Consider the following 19,386-nt stretch of genomic DNA (forward strand, 5'->3'; position numbering starts at 1 on the left):
CGTTTGCTGGATCGAGGGAGACACCGATGGCTCAGTCGCGGATCGAGGACATCTGGCCGCTGTCGCCGCTGCAGGAAGGGTTGCTGTTCCACACGGTCTACGACGACGAAGGGCCCCAGATCTACCTGGGCCACTGGATCCTGGAGCTGCAGGGTCCGGTCGATCCGGCCAGGTTGCGTGCGGCGTGGGAGGAACTGCTCACCCGGCACGCCGCGCTCAGGGCGGGCTTCCGGCAGCGTGCGTCGGGCGAGACGGTGCAGGTCATCGCGAGCCGGGTGGAGCTGCCGTGGCGCGTGGTCGACCTTTCCCACCTCGACGATCCCGACGAGGCGGTGCGGGAGCTGGCCGAGGAGGACCGGCTACGGCGGTTCGACCTCGCGAAGGCCCCACTGCTGCGCCTCACGTTGATCCGTCTCGACGACGCCAGGCACCGCCTGGTGGTGACCTGCCATCACGCGGTCATGGACGGCTGGTCGTTGCCCATCGTCTTCAACGAGCTGCTGGCGCTGTACGCGGCCGACGGTCGGCCGGAACTTCCGGAACTGCCGGAAGTGGCGTCCTACCGGGACTACCTCGCCTGGCTGAACCGGCAGGACCGGGAGCGGGCGCTGGCGGCATGGGCGGCGGAACTGCGCGGCGCGCAGGAGCCGACCCTGGTGGCGCCCGCGGACCCGGGCCGGGCGCCCGGCATACCGGAGAGCGTCACGGTCGAGCTCCCCGAACACCTCAGCCGATCACTGGAAGACCTGGCCCGCAGCCACGGGCTGACGCTGAACACGGTCGTGCAGGGCGCGTGGGCGTTGGTGCTGGCGCAGCTGTCGGGCCGGACGGACGTGGTGTTCGGGGCGACCGTGTCGGCACGCCCCGCGGACCTGCCCGGCGTGGAGGCGATGGTGGGGCTGTTCCTCAACACCGTGCCCGTGCGCGTACGGCTGAACGGCGCCACCCCGGTCATCGGGCTGCTGACGGAGTTGCAGCGCCGGCAGTCGGCGCTCATCCCGGAGCAGTACGTGGGGCTGACGGACATCCAGAAGGCGGCCGGCCCCGGCGCGGTCTTCGACACCCTGCTCGTGTTCGAGAACTTTCCCCGCGACCTCGGTGAACCGGACTCCGCCGAGACCTTCACCGTCCGGGTGAACCAGGGCAGGGAGGCCGCCCACTATCCGCTGACGCTGGTCGCCGTCCCCGGCGACACGATGCTCCTCAAGCTCGACCATCTGACCGACCTCTTCGACACCGGCGCGGCGCTCGCCGTCCTCGAGCGGTTCCAGGGGGTCCTGCGCCGGCTGACGGCCGACAGCGGGATCACCGTGGCCGACGTCGCCGTGACGACCGCCGCCGAGCGCGACCTGGTGAACGCCTGGGGCACGGCACCCGGCGCCGAGCCGGGAGGACTGCCGCTGGCCCTGTTCGATCGCCAGGTGGAGCGTCGCGCGGACGAGACGGCGATCACCGACGGGGACCGGCCGACGTCCTTCCGGGACCTGGCCGGGCGTGCGGACAGGCTCGCGGGCTACCTGACCGGCCGCGGCGTCCGGCGCGGGGACCGGGTCGCCGTGGTGATGGAACGGTCCTCCGACCTGATCGCGACGCTGCTCGCGGTGTGGAAGGCGGGGGCGGCGTTCGTGCCGGTGGACCCCGCCTACCCGGTGGAACGCGTGAAGTTCATGCTGGCGGACGCGGATCCGGCCGCGGTGGTCTGCCGGACCGCGAGCCGGGCGGCGGTGCTGGACTGCGGGCTCGATCCGATCGTCCTGGACGATCCCGGGACGCGGCGGGCCGTGGCGGAGTGCGCCCGCCCCACGGTGGGGGTCGGAGCCGACGACCTCGCCTACGTGATGTACACCTCGGGGTCGACGGGCACGCCCAAGGGCGTCGCGGTGTCGCACGGCAACGTGGCGGGGCTGGTCGGGGAGCCGCGGTGGGGGATCGGGCCCGGCGACGCCGTGCTGACCCACGCCTCGCACGCCTTCGACATCTCCCTGTTCGAGATCTGGGTCCCGCTCCTGTCGGGCGCCCGACTGGTGATCGCCGAACCGGGTGCGGTGGACGGGGAGGCCCTGGCCCGGTACGTGGCGGGCGGCGTCACGGCCGCCCACCTGTCCGCGGGGACCTTCCGGGTGCTGGCCGAGGAGTCACCGGAGTCGATCGCCGGGCTCCGGGAGGTGCTGACCGGCGGGGACGAGGTGCCGCCGGCGGCGGTGGAGCGCGTACGGCGGGCGTGCCCGGACGTCCGGGTGCGGCACCTCTACGGCCCGACGGAGGCGACGCTGTGCGCGACCTGGTGGCTGCTCGAACCCGGTGACGAGACCGGTCCGGTGCTGCCGATCGGACGTCCCCTCGCGGGCCGGCGCGGCTACGTCCTCGATGCGTTCCTGCGCCCGGTGCCTCCGGGCGTGAAGGGCGAACTCTACGTCGCCGGGGCCGGCGTCGCGCGCGGCTACCTGGGTCGTCCGGCCTTGACGGCCGAGCGGTTCGTCGCCGATCCCTTCGTCCCCGGCGGGCGGATGTACCGGACCGGTGACCTGGCCCACTGGACGGACCAGGGCACGCTCGTGTTCGGCGGACGGGCCGACGATCAGGTGAAGATCCGCGGCTACCGCGTGGAGCCGGGAGAGGTCGAAGCGGTTCTCGCCGGGCTTCCGGGCGTCGGCCAGGCCGTGGTCGCCGCCCGGGACGAGCGGCTGACCGGCTATGTGGTGGCCGAAGCGGGACGGGACCTCGACCCGGTCCGGCTCCGGGACCGCCTCGTCGAGACGATGCCCGACTTCATGGTGCCGGCGGCGGTGATCGTGCTGGACGCGCTGCCGTTGACGGTCCACGGGAAGGTGGACCGGCAGGCCCTGCCCGAACCGGACTTCGCGTCGAAGTCGGTGGGCCGGGACCCGGCCACCGAGGCCGAGCGGATCCTGTGCCGGGTGTTCGCCGAGGTCCTCGGCCTGGAACGGGTCGGGGTCGAGGACGGCTTCTTCGAGCTGGGCGGGGACTCGATCTCCTCGATGCAGGTGGCCGCCCGCGCCCGGCGCGAGGGAATCGCCCTCACCCCCCGGCAGGTGTTCGAGCAGCGGACCCCCGGACGGCTGGCCGCGCTGGCGGGGGCCGCCGGAACGACGCGGCGGGGCCGCTCCGAGCCGGACGCGGGCATCGGGGAGGTTCCCTGGACGCCGGTGATGCGCGCCCTCGGAGCCGACGCGCTGCGCCCCGGCTTCGCCCAGGCGCGGGTCGTCGTCGCCCCGCCCGGCCTCGACCGGGACGCGCTGGTGGCCGCCCTGGGAGCGGTGCTGGACGTCCATGACCAGTTGCGCGGCCGGGTGGAGCCCGACGGACGGCTGATCGTGCCCGATCGGGGCACCGTGGACCCGGCCGCACTGGTGACCCGGGTGGAGGCCGGGACCGGGAACCTCGATGAGACCGCCGGACGCGAGGCCGCGACGGCCGCAGGCCGCCTGGACCCGTCGACGGGGACCGTGGTGCGGGCCGTGTGGATCGATGCCGGAGACGCCGAGCCGGGCCGGTTGGCGCTGCTGGCGCATCACCTGGTGGTCGACGCCGTCTCGTGGGGGATCCTGCTGCCGGATCTGCGCACGGCCTACGACCAGGTGATCTCCGGAGCGACCCCGTCCCTCGAACCCGCGACGACGTCGTACCGGCAGTGGTCGCAGCGGCTGACCGAGCAGGCGTTCAGCGAGCGCACCGTCGCCGAGCTCGACCACTGGGTCGGGGTCCTGGACGGCGTGGACCCGTTCCCCGTGCAGCACGAGGGGCGGCCGCACTCATGGTCCTGGACACTGTCCGGGCCCACGGCGCGGGGCCTGGTCGACCAAGCCCCGGGAACCTTCCACTGCGGGATCCGAGAAGTCCTGCTGGCGGGCCTGGCGGGCGCGGTGGCGCGCCGGCGGGGCGGCGACGCCGGGGTGCTCCTGGACGTGGAGGGCCACGGCCGTCACCCGGCCGACGGCGAGGACCTGCTGCGCACCGTGGGCTGGTTCACCAGCGTCCATCCGGTCCGCCTCGACGTCTCCGGCGTCGACCTGGCAGCGGCGGCGGCCGGCGACGCGGCGGCCGGAGAGCTGCTGAAGGCCGTGAAGGAGCAGGTCCGCGCGGTGCCGGGCGACGGGCTCGGCTACGGGCTGCTGCGCCATCTCAACCCCGGCACCGGGGCCAGGCTGGCCGAACTGCCGTCCCCGAAGATCGGGTTCAACTATCTCGGCCGGTCGGCCGCCACCTCCCCGGACACTCCGTGGCAGGTCAGCGAAGGGCCGCTCGGCGCGGGGGCCGCCGGCCCCGAACCGGTACTCGCCCACGCCCTGGAGGTCGGCGCGGACGTTCAGGACACGCCGGCCGGTCCCCTGCTGAGGCTCACCATGGACGGCCGGGATCTCGACCCCGCCACGGTGGAGCGGCTGGGGGAGGCCTGGCTGCAGATGCTCACCGGCCTCGCCGCCCACGCCGCCGCCCCCGGCGCCGGAGGCCACACGCCGTCCGACTTCGACCTCGTCGAGGTGTCGCAGCGGGACGTGGCGGAGCTGGAGGCCGCCGCGCCCGGGCTGATCGACATCTGGCCCCTGTCGCCCCTGCAGGAGGGCATGCTCTTCGAACGGGCCCTCGACGACGAGGGAGTGGACGTCTACCAGAGCCAGCGGATCCTGGACCTCGACGGGCCGCTCGACCCGGAACGGCTGCGCGCGGCGTGGCAGCCGCTGGCCGCCCGGCACGAGTCGCTCCGGACGAGCTTCCACCAGCTCGGCTCGGGCGAGACGGTGCAGGTCGTCGTGGGTGAGGCCGACATCCCTTGGCGTACGGCGGACGTGTCGCACCTCGGCGAGGCCGACGCGGCCCTCGAGGTCGAACGCCTTCTCGCGGAGGACCAGGCGGAGCGGTTCGACGTGTCCCGCCCGCCGCTGCTCCGGCTGCTGCTGATCCGTCTCGGCGAGAACCGGCACCGGCTCGTCCTGACGTCGCACCACGTCCTCCTGGACGGCTGGTCGACGCCGATCATCCTGGGCGAGATGTCGTCCGGCTACGCGGGCGGACCGAGCTCGTCGACGTCACCCTCGTACCGCGACTACCTGGCGTGGCTGAGCCGTCAGGACCAGGACGCGACGCGATCGGCGTGGCGGTCGGAGTTCGCCGGGTCGGACGAGCCGACCGTGGTGGACGCCGAGGCGGGCAAGGCGATGGTGATGCCGGACGAGCACTGCGCGTGGCTGTCCGCCGAGACGACCCGGACGCTCACCGACTTCGCCCGCGGCCACGGGCTGACGCTGAGCACGATCGTGCAGGGCGCGTGGGCCCTGGTGCTGGCCCGGCTGGCGGGCCGGACGGACGTGGTGTTCGGGACGGTGGTGTCGGGCCGCCCGGCGGACGTACCGGACGTGGAGCGGATGGTGGGGATGTTCATCAACACCGTTCCGGTCCGGGTACGGCTCGACGGCGGCCTGCCGGTGCTGGAGCTGCTCCAGGACCTGCAGCGACGCCAGTCGGAGTTGTCGGAGCACCAGTACATGGGTCTGTCGGAGATCCAGAAGGCGGTGGGGCCGGGCGCCGCCTTCGACACCATCATGATGGTCGAGAACTACCCGCGCGACGCGGCCGGCCTCGGCGACGACGGCGGTGTCACGATCAGCTCGGCCCTCACCCGGACCGGTACCGGCTACCCGCTGACGATGAGCGCCAGTCCCGGCGAGCGCCTGCAGATCCGGGTGTCCTTCCGGCCCGACCGGATCGAGGAGAAGACCGCCGTCGAGGTCGCCGGGCAGGTCGTGCGGGTCATCGAACGGCTGCTGGCGGAGCCCTCGCTTCCGGTCGGCCGCCTGGGCGTGACGAGTGACCTGACCCGCACGTCCGTGTTGGAGCGCTGGAACGCGACCGGCGAGGCCGCCGGCGGATCGTCGGTGGTGGAACTGTTCCGGCGGCGCTCGGCGGGCGCGCCGGACGCGGTGGCCGTCATCGACGGGGACCGCACCCTGTCCTACGGCGACCTCGACCGGGAATCGGACCGGCTGGCAGGGCAGCTGGCCGCGATGGGTGTGCGGCGCGGCGACCGCGTCGGCGTGGTGATGGAGCGCGGCGCGGACCTGTTCGTCGCGTTCCTCGGGGTCTGGAAGGCCGGGGCCGCGTACGTCCCGGTGAACGTGGACTACCCGCCGGTGCGGATCGAGCGGATGCTGGCCGACGCCGGCGTGGCGGTGGCGGTCTGTGCCGGGACGACCCGCGACGCGGTGCCGGACGGGGTCGAGCCCGTGCTCGTGGACGCGCCGTGGACCGGGGGAACGGGGCGGCGGACGCCGACGGTCACGGCGTACGACGTGGCCTACGTGATGTACACGTCGGGATCGACCGGGGTGCCCAAGGGCGTCGCGGTGCCGCACGGAAGCGTCGCGGCGCTGGCCGGCGACCCCGGTTGGGCACTCGACGGCGATGACTGCGTGCTGATGCACGCCTCGCACGCGTTCGACGCGTCGCTGCTCGAGATCTGGGCGCCGCTGGTCAGCGGGGCCCGCGTCATGGTCGCCGAACCGGGCTCGGTCGACACGCAGCGCCTGCGGGAGGCGATCGCACGCGGCGTGACGACCGTCCATCTGACGGCCGGGAGCTTCCGGGTGCTGGCCGAGGAGTCGCCGGACTCCTTCAGCGGGTTGCGCGAGATCCTCACCGGCGGGGACGTGGTGCCCCTCGCCTCCGTCGCACGGCTGCGCCGGGCCTGCCCGGATCTGCGGGTCCGGCACCTGTACGGCCCGACCGAGAGCACCCTGTGCGCCACGTGGCAGCTACTCGAGCCGGGGGACGAGACGGGCGACGTCCTGCCGATCGGCCGCCCGCTGGCCGGGCGGCGGGCGTACGTGCTCGACGCCTTCCTCCAGCCGGTCGCTCCGAACGTGACCGGCGAGCTCTACCTCGCGGGCGCCGGTCTGGCGCTCGGCTATCCCGAGGCCCGCGGTGCGACCTCGGAGCGGTTCGTCGCCGACCCGTTCGCCCCCGGCAATGGGCCCCTCCTGCCCGGCGGCGGGCAAGGAGGGAGGATGTACCGCACCGGCGACCTGGCACGCTGGACCGACCGCGGCGAGCTGCTGTTCGCCGGACGGGCCGACTCCCAGGTGAAGATCCGGGGCTACCGGGTCGAACCGGCGGAGATCGAGACGGTACTCGCCGAGGCTCCCTTGGTCGCGCAGGCGGTCGTCGTCGCGAGGGAGGACCGTCCGGGTGAGAAGCGGCTGGTCGGCTATGCGATCGCGGAACCGGACCAGGCCCCGGACCCCGACGCGCTCCGCGAACACCTCGCGGCGCGGCTGCCGGAGTTCATGGTCCCGGCCGCGGTGGTGGTCCTGGACGCCTTCCCGCTGACGATCAACGGGAAGGTCGATCGCGAGGCCCTGCCCGCTCCCGAGTTCTCCGGGAAGCCCGCCGGCCACGAGCCGCGCACCGAGGCGGAGCGGGTGCTGTGCACACTGTTCGCCGAGATCCTCGGGCTGGACCGGGTCGGAGTCGATGACAGCTTCTTCGAGCTGGGCGGCGACTCGATCCTCTCCATGCAACTGGCCGCCCGTGCCCGCCGCGCCGACGTCGTCTTCGGCGCGAAGGACGTCTTCGCGCACGAGACACCGGCGGGGATCGCGGCCGTCGCCGAGCGCGGCGGCGCGAGGCGGGCGGACCTCGCCGACGGTGTCGGCGAGGTCGCGTGGACGCCGGTGATGCGGGCGCTCATCGAACGCGACCCCGGCGCGCTGACCGGAGGGGCCCTGACCCAGTGGGTGACCGTGGGTGCTCCCGGCGACCTGTCGGTGGACGCGCTGGCGGCCGGGTTGGGCGCGGTGATCGACGCCCACGATCTGCTGCGGAGCCGGATCGTCACGGACCGACGCGAAGAGCCGCGCCTGGTCGTGTCCGGCCGGGGGGCGGTGGACGCGGCGGGTCTGGTCGAGCGGGTCGAGGCGGACACCGGTGACCTCGACGAGGCCGCGGACCGGTGTGCCGGCGAGGCGGCGGCGCGGCTGGATCCCGCCGCCGGTGTGATGATCCGGGTGGTGTGGGTGGATGCCGGACCAGGTCGGGTCGGACGGCTCGTGCTGGTGGCGCACCATCTGGTGGTCGACGCGGTGTCGTGGCGGATCCTGCTGCTGGACCTGCGTGCGGCATGCGAGGCCGTGATCAGGGGCGAGGAGCCCGCTCTCGACCCGGTGGAGGTCCCGTTCCGGCAGTGGGCGCGGACCCTGGTCGACCAGGCCGCGATCCGGGCCGGGGAACTCGAGACCTGGACGGAGATCCTCGACCACGCGCAACCGCGACTGGCCTCCCTCGACCCCACGCGCGACACCGTCGCGACCGCGGGACGCAGGTCATGGACCCTGCCGCGCGACCGCGCGGACGTGCTCGTGGAGCAGGTCACCTCGGCCTTCCACTGCGGTGTCCACGAGGTGCTCCTGGCCACCCTGGCGGGCGCGGTCGCACACTGGCGCGGCGGCGACTCCGTCGTGGTGGACGTCGAAGGCCATGGCCGCCGGCCCGTCGCGGAGCTGGATCCCACGCGGACGGTCGGCTGGTTCACCGACGTCCACCCGCTCCGGCTGGATGTGACCGGGATCGACACCGACGAGGCGATCGCCGGTGGTGAGGCGGCCGGCCGCCTGCTGAAGACGGTCAAGGAGAACGTGCGGGCCGTGCCCGACGGCGGCCTCGGCTACGGAATGCTGCGCCACCTGAACGCCGAGACGGCACCGGTCCTGGCGGCGTTGCCGAAGCCGGAGGTCGGGTTCAACTACCTGGGCCGGTTCTCCGCCCACCCCGACGGCGATCCGCAGCCCTGGCAGATGACGGGGACCGTCGGCGGTGCGGCGGAGCAGCACGCGCCGTTGCGCCACGCCGTGGAGATCGACGCCGTCCTCCTCGACTCCCCGGACGGACCAGAGCTCCGGCTGACCGTGACCTGGGCCGGACGGATCCTCGGCGAGGCCGAGGCGGAGTCGCTCGGCCTGGCCTGGCTGGACCTGTTGTCCGGCCTCGCCGCGCACACCGTCCCCGGAGCCGGCGGGCACACCCCCAGCGACTTCTCCCTCGTCGAGCTGACGCAGCCGGAGGTGGAGGAGATCGAGGCCGCCGTTCCGGGCCTCGCAGACATCTGGCCGCTCTCTCCCCTCCAGGAGGGCCTGCTGTTCCATGCCATGGACCAGCGAGGCCCGGATGTCTACGCGGGCATCCGCACCCTCGCCCTCGACGGCCCGCTGGACGTCGCTCGCTTCCGCGCGTCCTGGCAGGCGCTCCTCGACCGGCACGCCGCCCTGCGGGCGAGCTTCCATCAGCTCGGGTCCGGCCGGGCCGTCCAGGCGATCGCCCGTGAGGTGGCACTGCCCTGGACCGAGACCGACCTGTCCCATCTGCCCGAGGACGAGGCGCTGGCGGAGTTCGAGCGACTCGCGGAGGAGCTGCATGCCGACCGGTTCGACCTGAACCGGGCCCCGCTGCTGCGCCTGCACCTGGTGCGCATCGGCGAACGCAGCCACCGGCTGGCCCTCGCCTCCCACCACATCTCCTGCGACGGATGGTCGCTCCCGATCCTTTCCGGCGATGTGATGGCGGCCTACGAATCGGGCGGTGACGGCCTGTCCCTGTCCGCCCCGACGTCGTACCGCGACTATCTCGCCTGGCTCTCCCGCCAGGACAAGGAGGCCGCCTGGCAGGCGTGGCGGACCGAGCTCGCCGGGCTCGACGAGGCGACCCACGTCGTGCCGCCGGACACCCACGGCGCGCCCGTCGATCCCGAACGCGTCCGGTTCGAACTCGACGACGACCTGAGCCGTCGGCTGGTGGAGTTCACGCGTCGGCACGGCGTCACGATGAACACCCTCTTCCAGGGGGTCTGGGCGCTGCTCCTGGCCCGGCTGACGGGCCGGGACGACGTGGTCTTCGGCTCCGCGGTGGCCGGGCGTCCGCCCGAGATCCCCGGCGTCGAGTCCGTGGTCGGCCTGTTCATGAACACGCTGCCGGTCCGGGCCCGCCTCGCGGGCGGTGAACCGTTCCGCGACATGCTGACGCAGCTGCAGGAGCGCCAGGTCGAGATGATGGCGCATCAGCACGTCGGGCTGTCGGAGATCGTCCAGTTCGCCGGGCAGGGCGCCGGGTTCGACACGATCGTGGTGTTCGAGAACTACCCCCACCCGCCGCTCCCGTCCGAAGACCCCGATGCGCTCGTCATGCGCCCTGCGGGGATCCCGAACGACAGCGGGCACTATCCGATGTCCATGCGCGTCTCCCACGACGGCCGCGTCCGTGGCGAGTTCATCTTCCGTCCGGACGTCTTCGACCGGACCCGGGCGGAGGAGATGCTGGCGGCGGTCGTCCGGGCGCTGGAACAGGTGACGGCCGATCCGCGGACTCCGGTGGGCCGGGTCGGCCTGATCGGCACGGCGGAACGCGGCCTGGTGGTCGAGAGGTGGAACGCCACCGATGCGCCGTTCGTGCCGGAGCCGCTGCCGGTACTGTTCCGCCGCCGGGCGGAACTCTCGCGGGACGCGGTCGCGGTGGAGGACGCGGCGCGGAGCCTGTCGTACGAAGGGCTGCTGGGCGAGGCGGAGGATCTGGCGCGGCTGCTGATGGGGCTGGGCGTCCGACGCGAAACGCGGGTGGGCGTGCTGGTCGGACGGTCGGTGGAGCTGGTGGTGGCCCTGGTCGGGGTGTCGCTGTCGGGCGGGGTGTTCGTACCGGTCGACCCGGACTATCCCGCCGGTCGGATCGAGCTGATGCTGGCGGATTCCGCGCCCGAGGTGCTGCTGTGCACGAGGGCGACCCGGACGGCCGTACCGGACGGGTTCACGGGCGTGGTGGTCGCACTGGACGAGCGGCCCGCCGCCGACCCGGCGGTGGCGCTGCCGGCCGTGGCGGCGGGCGACGGAGCGTACGTGATCTACACCTCCGGGTCGGCGGGGACGCCCAAGGGGGTCCAGGTCACCCACGCGGGTCTGGGGAACCTGGCGGCGGCACAGATCGACCGGTTCGCCGTGTCGCCGTCGTCACGGATCCTGCAGTTCGCGTCCCTCGGGTTCGACGCCGCGATCTCCGAGCTGTGCATGGCTCTGCTGTCAGGCGGGACCGTGGTGCTGGCCGACCCCGGCAGCATGCCGCCACGAGTGTCGCTGGGCGACGCGGTGCGCCGGTGGCGCATCACCCACGTCACCGTGCCGCCGAGCGTGCTGGCCGTCGAGGACGACCTGCCGGACTGCCTCGAGACGCTGGTCGTCGCCGGTGAGGCGTGCCCGCTGCCGCTGGTCGACCGCTGGTCGCGGGACCGTCGGATGATCAACGCCTTCGGGCCCACCGAGACGACCGTGTGCGCGACGATGAGCTCGCCGCTGTCTCCGGGACACGACGTGGTCCCCATCGGCCGCCCGATCACCAACGTGCGGGCGTACGTGCTCGACGCCTTCCTGCAGCCGGTGCCGCCCGGCGTGGCCGGTGAGCTCTACGTCACCGGGGCAGGGCTCGCGCGTGGATACCTCGGACGTCCGGGCCTGACCGCGGAGCGGTTCGTCGCCGACCCGTACTCCTCCGGGGGCCGCGTGTACCGCACCGGCGACCGGGTCCGCTGGACCCGCGACGGAGAGCTGGTCTTCGTCGGCCGGGCCGACGCGCAGGTCAAGGTGCGCGGTCACCGGGTCGAGCCGGGTGAGGTCGAGGCCGTGCTGGCGGACCATCCGGGGGCCGCCCAGGTGGTGGTGGCCGCTCGTGCGGACGGGCCCGGCGAGAAGCGGCTGGTGGCGTACGTCGTCCCGGCGGCCGCGCAGCCGGCCGACGAGCTGATCGCCGCCCTCCGCGGGACAGCGGCCGAACGCCTGCCCGAGCACATGAGGCCGGTGGCGTTCGTACCGCTGGACGCGATGCCCCTGACCCCGAACGGAAAGGTCGATCACCGGGCGCTACAGGCCCCCGACTTCGCCGGGAACTCCTCCGGACGCGATCCGCGCACGGCCGTCGAAGAGCTGCTGTGCGCGATGTTCGCCGAGGTCCTCGGGGTGGAACGGGTCGGGGTCGAGGACAGCTTCTTCGAGCTCGGCGGCGACTCGATCAGCTCGATGCAGCTGTCGGCCCGGCTTCGCGGCGAAGGGCTGGAGCTGTCGCCCTGGCAAGTGTTCGAGGAGAAGACGCCCGAACGGCTGGCGGTGCTCGCCAAGGAGCTCCCGGCCGAGGGCGGGGAGAGCGGGCAGCCGGAGCCCCGGGACGGCATGCTCCTGGCTCTCACGCCCGAACAGATGGACCGACTCCAGACCGGGCCGGCCGATGAATGACTTCCCCAAGGAGCAGATCATGACCGTTGACAACACTCGTGCGAAGCCGCGCTCCGGTGTGGAAGACGTCTGGCCCCTGTCGCCGTTGCAGGAGGGGATGCTCTACCACACCGCTCTCGACAAGGACGGTCCGGACACCTACACCGTGCAGTCCGTCTACGGCATCGAGGGACCGCTGGACCCCGAGCGTCTGAGGGCGTCCTGGCAGGCGCTCCTGGACCGGCACGCCGCGCTGCGGGTCTGCTTCCGGTACGTCAGCGGCGCGCAGATGGTGCAGGTCGTCCTACGTGACGTCGAACTCCCGTGGCGTGAGACGGACCTGTCCGGACTCCCGGACGACCAGGCCGACGGTGAGGTGGGGCGGCTGGCGGAGGAGGAGCTGGCCGAGCGCTTCCGGCTGGAGACGGCCCCGCTGATGAAGCTGCACCTGATCCGGCTCGGCCCGGAGAGCCACCGGCTCGTGCACACCCTTCATCACGTACTGGCCGACGGCTGGTCGATGCCGATCATCCACCGCGAGCTCTCCGCGATCTACGCGGCGGGCGGGGACCCGTCCGGGCTGCCGGCGACGACCTCCTACCGCGACTACCTCTCCTGGCTGGGCCGCCAGGACAAGGAGGCGGCCCGGGCCGCCTGGCGGAAGGAGCTCGCCGGCCTGGACACCCCCACCACGGTCGTCCCGGCCGATCCGAGCCGAGTCCCGGACATCGACACGGTGCTGGCCGAGCTCTCCCCGGAGCTGACGAACGAGCTGGCGCAGCTGGCCCGCGGCCACGGGCTCACGCTGAACACCGTCGTCCAGGGCGTGTGGGCCGTCGTGCTGGCACAGCTGGCGGGCCGCACCGACGTGGTGTTCGGCGCGACCGTCTCGGGACGGCCGGCCGAGCTGGCCGGCGTGGAGACGATGGTCGGCATGCTGCTCGGCACCCTGCCGGTGCGCGTCCGGCTCGACGGCGGGCGGCGGTTCGTCGAATCGCTCGCCGAGCTGCAGCGGAACCAGTCGGCGCTGATGCCCCACCAGCACCTCGGCCTGCAGGAGGCGCAGGCCGCCGCCGGACCCGGAGCGGTCTTCGACACCCTCGTCATCTACGAGAACTTCCCCCGCACCGGACTCGACCGGTCGGAGCACGACGGCCTGGACATGCGCCCCGTGCGGAAGGGACGCGACTCCTCGCACTACCCGTTCACCCTGGTCACCGGGCCGGGCGAGCGGATGCCGGTCATCCTCAACTACGACCGGGGTCTGTTCGACCGGGAGGTCGCCGAATCCGTCCTGGGCGCGTTCGTCCGGGTGGTGGAACAGCTGGTCGCCGAGCCCGACGTCCTGGTCGGCCGGCTGACCCTGCTGAGCGCCGCCGAGCGCGCCGTGGTGGTGGACGACTGGAACGCGACCACGGGCCCGGTGCCCGGGGAGTCCATGGTCGAGCTGTTCGGGCGGCGGGTCGCCGCCGCACCCCACGCGGTGGCGATCACCGATGCGAGCGGTACGAACCTGACCTACGCCGAGCTCGACCGGGCGTCGAACCGGCTGGCCGGATACCTCACCGAGCGCGGCGTCCGGCGCGGTGCCCTGGTCGGAGTGGCCATGGACAGGTCCGCCGACCTGCTGATCACGTTCCTGGCGATCTGGAAGGCGGGCGCCGCGTTCGTCCCGGTCGACGCGGGGAGCCCGGCCGAGCGGATCGCGCTCGTACTCGCCGACCCCCGGGTCGCGACCGTCGTGTGCACGACCGCGACCAGCGCGGTCGCGCCGGAGAACGCCATCGTCCTCGACGCGCCGGAGACCCGCGCGGCCGTCGCCGACCAGGCCGCCACCGCTCCGGAGATCCGGGTCCGCGCCGACGACCTGGCGTACGTGATGTACACGTCCGGATCCACCGGCGTCCCGAAGGGCGTGGCCGTCACCCATGGCGCGGTGGCCGGTCTGGCGGGCGACCCGGGCTGGCGGATCGGTCCCGCGGACGGCGTGCTGATGCACGCGACGCACGTCTTCGACGCCTCGGTCTACGAGATGTGGGTGCCGCTCGCCACGGGCGGCCGGATCCTGCTCGCCGAGCCGGGAGTGGTGGACGCCGGCGGGGTGCGCCGGGCCGTCGAACGGGGCGCGACCTCCGTCCACCTCACCGCCGGAACCTTCCGCGCCCTCGCGGAGGCGGCACCGGAATGCTTCACGGGCTTGATCGAGGTCGGCACCGGTGGGGACGTCGTCCCCGCCTACGCGGTGGAGAACCTGCGGCGGGCCCAGCCCGGCCTGCGGGTGCGGAACACCTACGGGCCGACCGAGACCACCCTGTGCGCGACGTGGAAGCCGATCGAGCCCGGTGACGTGCTCGGGAGCGAGCTGCCGATCGGTCACCCCATGGCGAACCGCGGGATATACGTCCTCGACGCCTTCCTGCGGCCGGTCGCGCCGGGGATCACCGGCGAGCTGTACATCGCCGGCACCGGCCTGGCCCGCGGGTACCTCGGCAGGCCGGACCTGACGGCCGAGCGGTTCGTCGCGTGCCCGTTCCGCGCCGGTGAGCGGATGTACCGAACCGGCGACCTGGCGCGCTGGAACCGCGACGGAGAGGCGGTGTTCGTCGGGCGGGCCGACGACCAGGTGAAGATCCGGGGCTTCCGGGTGGAGCTGGCCGAGGTGGAGGCCGTGCTGGCGGCCCAGCCGGGCGTGACCGAGGCGGTCGCCGTGGCGCGCGAGGACGAGCCCGGCGAGCGGCGGCTGGTGGGCTACGTCGTCACCGACGGAAACCAGGCCGACGTGGAGGAGATGCGGCGGCGGATGAGCCTCGTCCTGCCCTCCTACATGGTCCCCGTGGCGATCGTCCTGCGTCCGGGCCTGCCCGTCACTCCGAACGGAAAGGTGGACCGCGGGGCCCTGCCCGCCCCCGACTTCGCGGAACGCGCTTCGGCGAAGGCCCCCGAGAGCGAGACCGAGAAGGTGCTGTGCGCGCTGTTCGCCGAGATCCTCGGCCTCGAGCGGGTGGGCGTCGACGACGCCTTCCACGACCTGGGCGGCAGCTCGGCGCTGGCCATGCGGCTCATCGCGCGGATCCGCGAGGAGATCGGCGCGGACCTGCCCATCCGGCAGCTGTTCTCCTCGCCCACGCCCGCGGGCATCGCCCGCGCGCTGGCAGCGAAGTCACGTCCCGCGCTGGAGGCCGCCACCAGGCCGGAGCAGGTGCCCCTCACCGCCCGGCAGCTCCGCGCCTGGCTGCTGGCCCGTCCCGGAGAGACGACCGCGGGCCTGCACACCTCGGTCGCATTGCGCGTGCGCGGCCGTCTGGACGTGCCCGCACTGGAGGCGGCGCTCGGTGACGTCGCGTCCCGGCACGAGATCCTCCGGACGACCTTCCCCGGCCGGGCCACGACCGTCCACCAGCACGTCCATGACTCCGCGGCGGTTCGGCTGACGCCGATTCCGGCCGCCGAGGAGGAACTTCCCGGGCTGCTCGCCGAGCGGGCCGAGCGGCCCTTCGACCTCACCCGTGACCTGCCGTGGCGCTGCGACCTCTTCGCGGTCTCGGAGCGCGAGCACGTACTGGCGCTGACGGTGCACCGGATCGCCGCCGACGACGACTCGCTGGACGTGTACTTCCGCGACCTGGCGGCCGCGTACGGCGCGCGGCGGGCGGGCCGGGTCCCGGAGCGCGCGCCACTGACCCTGCAGTTCGCCGACTACGCGATCTGGGAGCAACGGCTGCTCGAGGGCGAGCGCGAGCAGGAGAGCCTGATCAACGACCAGATGTCCTTCTGGCGGGACCACCTCGCCGGCATCGACGGGGACACGGTCCTCCCCTTCGACCGTCCGCGCCCGGCCGTCCCGTCGCGACGGGCCGGCACGATCGCGCTGCGGCTGGACGGCGCCGCGCACGCCCGGCTGCTGGCGGCCGTGGACCCGTCCGGCGCGGACGCCCACCAGTTGGTGCACGCCGCGCTCGCCATGCTTCTGACCCGGTACGGCGCGGGCGACGACCTCGTGATCGGCACGACGCTGCCGCGGGACGAGGACCTCATCGACCTCGAGCCGATGATCGGGCCGTTCGCCCGGCCGTTCCCCCTGCGCACCGACGTCGCGGGCGACCCGACCTTCCTGGAGGTCCTCACCCGGGTGCAGGAGACCGTCCGGGACGCCCGCCAGCACCTGGACGTCCCCTTCGAGCGGATCGTCGATCTGCTGGACCTGCCCGCTTCGCTCTCCCGCCACCCGGTGTTCCAGGTCGGCCTGGAGGTGGCCGAGGAGGACGCCGGCGCGTGGGCCGCGACGGAACTGCCGGCCCTGCGCACCAGTGTCGAACCCGGCCGGCCCGAGGCCATCGAGCTGGACCTCGCGTTCAAGCTCACCGAGCACCGCGACGAGGACGACCACGGCGCCGGCATCGACGGCGACCTCCGCTACGCCACCGACCTGTTCGACGGGGCCACGGCCGAATCGCTGGCACGACGGCTGATCCGCGTCCTGGAACAGGTGGCGGAGGACCCCCACCGGCGCGTCAGCGACCTGGACATCCTGCTGGACGACGTCGAACGCGAGCGTCCGGCCGAGGCCCCGGCCGTGTGGACCGGATCCGTGCCCCCGGCAGTGGCCGACCTGGCCCAGGACGGCCCGCTCGGCGCGCTCGTGCTCGACGAACTGCTGCGCCCCGTCGCGCCCGGAGCCGTCGGCGATCTCTACGTCACCGGCCCCGCGGCCGACGCGGTCCCGGCCGAGCAGAGCCTGGCCTGCCCGTTCGGGACCGAGGGGCGGCGCATGCTGCGCACCGGCTCGCTCGCCCGCTGGTCCGCGGCCGGAACCCTGACCCTCCTGGGCGAGCGGCGGCGATCCAGCGGCACGGTGAAGACCGCCACGGGCGACTTCGAGGTCCTGCTGCCGCTGCGCCCCGGCGGCGACCGTCCGCCGCTGTTCTGCGTCCACGCGAGCGGCGGCCTGAGCTGGAACTACGGACCGCTGCTGCGGGAGCTCCCGGCGAACCAGCCGGTCTACGGAATCCAGGCGCGCGGCCTGGCCCGCAGCGAAGCCCTGCCCGGCGGCGTCGACGAGATGGCGGCCGACTACGTCTCGCAGATCCGCACCGTGCAGCCGACCGGGCCGTACCACCTGCTCGGCTGGTCCCTCGGCGGGCGGATCGCGCAGACGATGGCCGCGCTGCTCGAGGCCGAGGGCGAGCGGGTCGGCATGCTCGCGCTGCTCGACGCCTACCCCACCTACATGGGGAAGAGGGCGCGCGGCGACGGGCCTGCCCAGGAGACCGTCGACAAGCTGAAGGAACAGCAGATGGACCTCGCCGCCGGACTGGTCAGGGGAGACGGGGCTCGGGCACGCCTGGAAGAGGTGATGCGGAACCTCGCCGAGGTCGGGCCGAGGCACGACGCCCCGAGTTTCGCCGGCGACATCCTGCTGTTCATCGCTTCGCGGGACCGCCCGCCGCACATGCCCGTCGACTGGGCGATCGCCAGTTGGCAGCCCCTGACCAGCGGGACCGTGGAGCACCACGAGATCCCCGCCGACCACAACGAGATGATGCAGCCCGCGTCGCTGGCCCGGATCGGGGCCGTCGTCGCCGAGAAGCTCCGGCCGCGGCCGTAGCGGAAAGGACACCACCATGACCAACCCCTTCGACAACGAGGACGGCTCCTTCTTCGTGCTCGTCAACGACGAGGGCCAGCACTCCCTGTGGCCCGCCTTCGCCGAGGTGCCGGCCGGCTGGACCCCCGTCCACGGCGAGGCCACCCGCCAGGACTGCCTCGCCTATGTCGAGGAGAACTGGACCGACCTCCGGCCGAAGAGCCTGATCGCGGAAATCGACGGCTGAGCGGTGTCCAGCCGCTCAATGTGGGCGGTTGGACGAGCTCGACGCTCGTCCGACCGCCCCGAGACCCTCATCCCGTGCACACCGGCCGGATGAGACGAAAGGACCCGCGGCATGTTCGAGAAGATCAACGTCCTCCGGGCGACGCAGTTGCACCGGAGGAACCGGTTCGATCCGCTGCCCGAGCTCCACGCCCTGATGAGCGAGGGCGACCTGACCGTCCTGGGAACCGAGGACTCCGCCGAGGGGCGGACCGCGTGGCTCGCCACCGGGATCAAGGAGGTCCGGCAGGTCCTCGGCTCGGACAGGTTCAGCGCGCGCCTGCTCTACGGCGGGACCGCGGCCGGCTTCATCTGGCCCGGCTTCCTCACCCAGTACGACCCGCCGGAGCACACGCGGCTCCGGCGGATGATGACTCCCGCGTTCTCCGTCCGCCGGATGCAGGCGTTCCGGCCGCAGGTCGAGCAGATCGTCCAGGACAGCCTGGACACCATCGAGGCACTCGGCGGCCCGGTGGACTTCGTCCCGCACTTCGGATGGGCCGTGGCGACACCGGCGACCTGCGACTTCCTCGGCATTCCCCGGGACGACCAGGCGGATCTGGCCCGGGTCCTGCTCGCCAGCCGGACCGACCGGTCGGGCAGGAGGCGCACCGCCGCGGGGAACAAGTTCATGACCTACATGAAGCAGCACGTCGCCAACTCGCGCCGCGATCCCGGCGACGACATGTTCGGCGTCGTGGTGCGCGAACACGGTGACGCCATCACGGACGCCGAGTTGACCGGGGTGGCCGCGTTCGTCATGGGCGCGGGCGCCGACCAGGTGGCCCGTCTGCTCGCGGCGGGCGCGTGGCTGATGGTCGAAGCGCCCGAGCAGTTCGCCGTGCTACGGGAGAAGCCCGACACCGTACCGGGTTGGCTGGACGAGGTGATCCGGTACCTCACGACCGACGAGAAGACCCATCCACGGGTCGCGACGCGGGACGTGCGCATCGGGGACCACCTCGTCAAGGCCGGCGACACCGTCACCTGTTCCCTGCTGGCCGCCAACCGCCGGAACTACCCGGGCGCGGACGACGAGTTCGACATCACCCGTGCTCGGCCGGAACACCTGGCGTTCGGGTACGGCATCCACCACTGCCTCGGCAGAGCTCTGGCCGAGCTGATGTTCCGGGTCGCGATACCGGCGCTGGCGCACCGCTTCCCCACCCTGCGGCTGGCCGAACCGCACCGCGAGATCACCTTGGGGCCGCCGCCGTTCGACGTGGAAGCCCTGCTGCTCGACTGGTAGCACCGGAAACCCAG

The 19,386-nt window shown here is 73.2% G+C and carries 4 protein-coding genes; all 4 read left to right on the forward strand.

Features of this window, described 5'->3' with window-relative positions:
• Positions 1-26: 26 nt before the first annotated feature.
• Positions 27-12,275 carry a non-ribosomal peptide synthetase gene (locus O1G21_RS34320; RefSeq protein WP_270149226.1) on the forward strand — a complete coding sequence of 4,083 codons (12,249 nt, stop codon included), beginning with the start codon at positions 27-29 and terminating at the stop codon, positions 12,273-12,275.
• Between the two features lie 19 nt (positions 12,276-12,294).
• Entirely contained in the window at positions 12,295-17,859 is a 5,565-nt protein-coding gene (locus tag O1G21_RS34325; RefSeq protein WP_270149228.1) for a non-ribosomal peptide synthetase, read from the forward strand.
• A gap of 16 nt (positions 17,860-17,875) precedes the next feature.
• Positions 17,876-18,085: an MbtH family protein gene (locus O1G21_RS34330; protein WP_270149230.1), complete on the forward strand. Its 210-nt coding sequence runs from the start codon at positions 17,876-17,878 to the stop codon at positions 18,083-18,085.
• Positions 18,086-18,196: 111 nt separating this feature from the next.
• Complete coding sequence (locus O1G21_RS34335; protein WP_270149232.1) at positions 18,197-19,372, forward strand: cytochrome P450; 1,176 nt, start codon at positions 18,197-18,199, stop codon at positions 19,370-19,372.
• The last annotated feature ends 14 nt before the right edge of the window (positions 19,373-19,386 follow it).

It is taken from the genome of Kitasatospora cathayae (genome assembly GCF_027627435.1).
In the GTDB taxonomy this organism is placed as follows: domain Bacteria; phylum Actinomycetota; class Actinomycetes; order Streptomycetales; family Streptomycetaceae; genus Kitasatospora; species Kitasatospora cathayae.

What these genes read in the sequence shown, in the direction of transcription:
- O1G21_RS34320 (WP_270149226.1), top strand. Translation starts at nt 27, where the DNA reads ATGGCTCAGTCGCGGATCGAGGACATCTGGCCGCTGTCGCCGCTGCAG.
- O1G21_RS34325 (WP_270149228.1), top strand. Translation starts at nt 12,295, where the DNA reads ATGACCGTTGACAACACTCGTGCGAAGCCGCGCTCCGGTGTGGAAGAC.
- O1G21_RS34330 (WP_270149230.1), top strand. Translation starts at nt 17,876, where the DNA reads ATGACCAACCCCTTCGACAACGAGGACGGCTCCTTCTTCGTGCTCGTC.
- O1G21_RS34335 (WP_270149232.1), top strand. Translation starts at nt 18,197, where the DNA reads ATGTTCGAGAAGATCAACGTCCTCCGGGCGACGCAGTTGCACCGGAGG.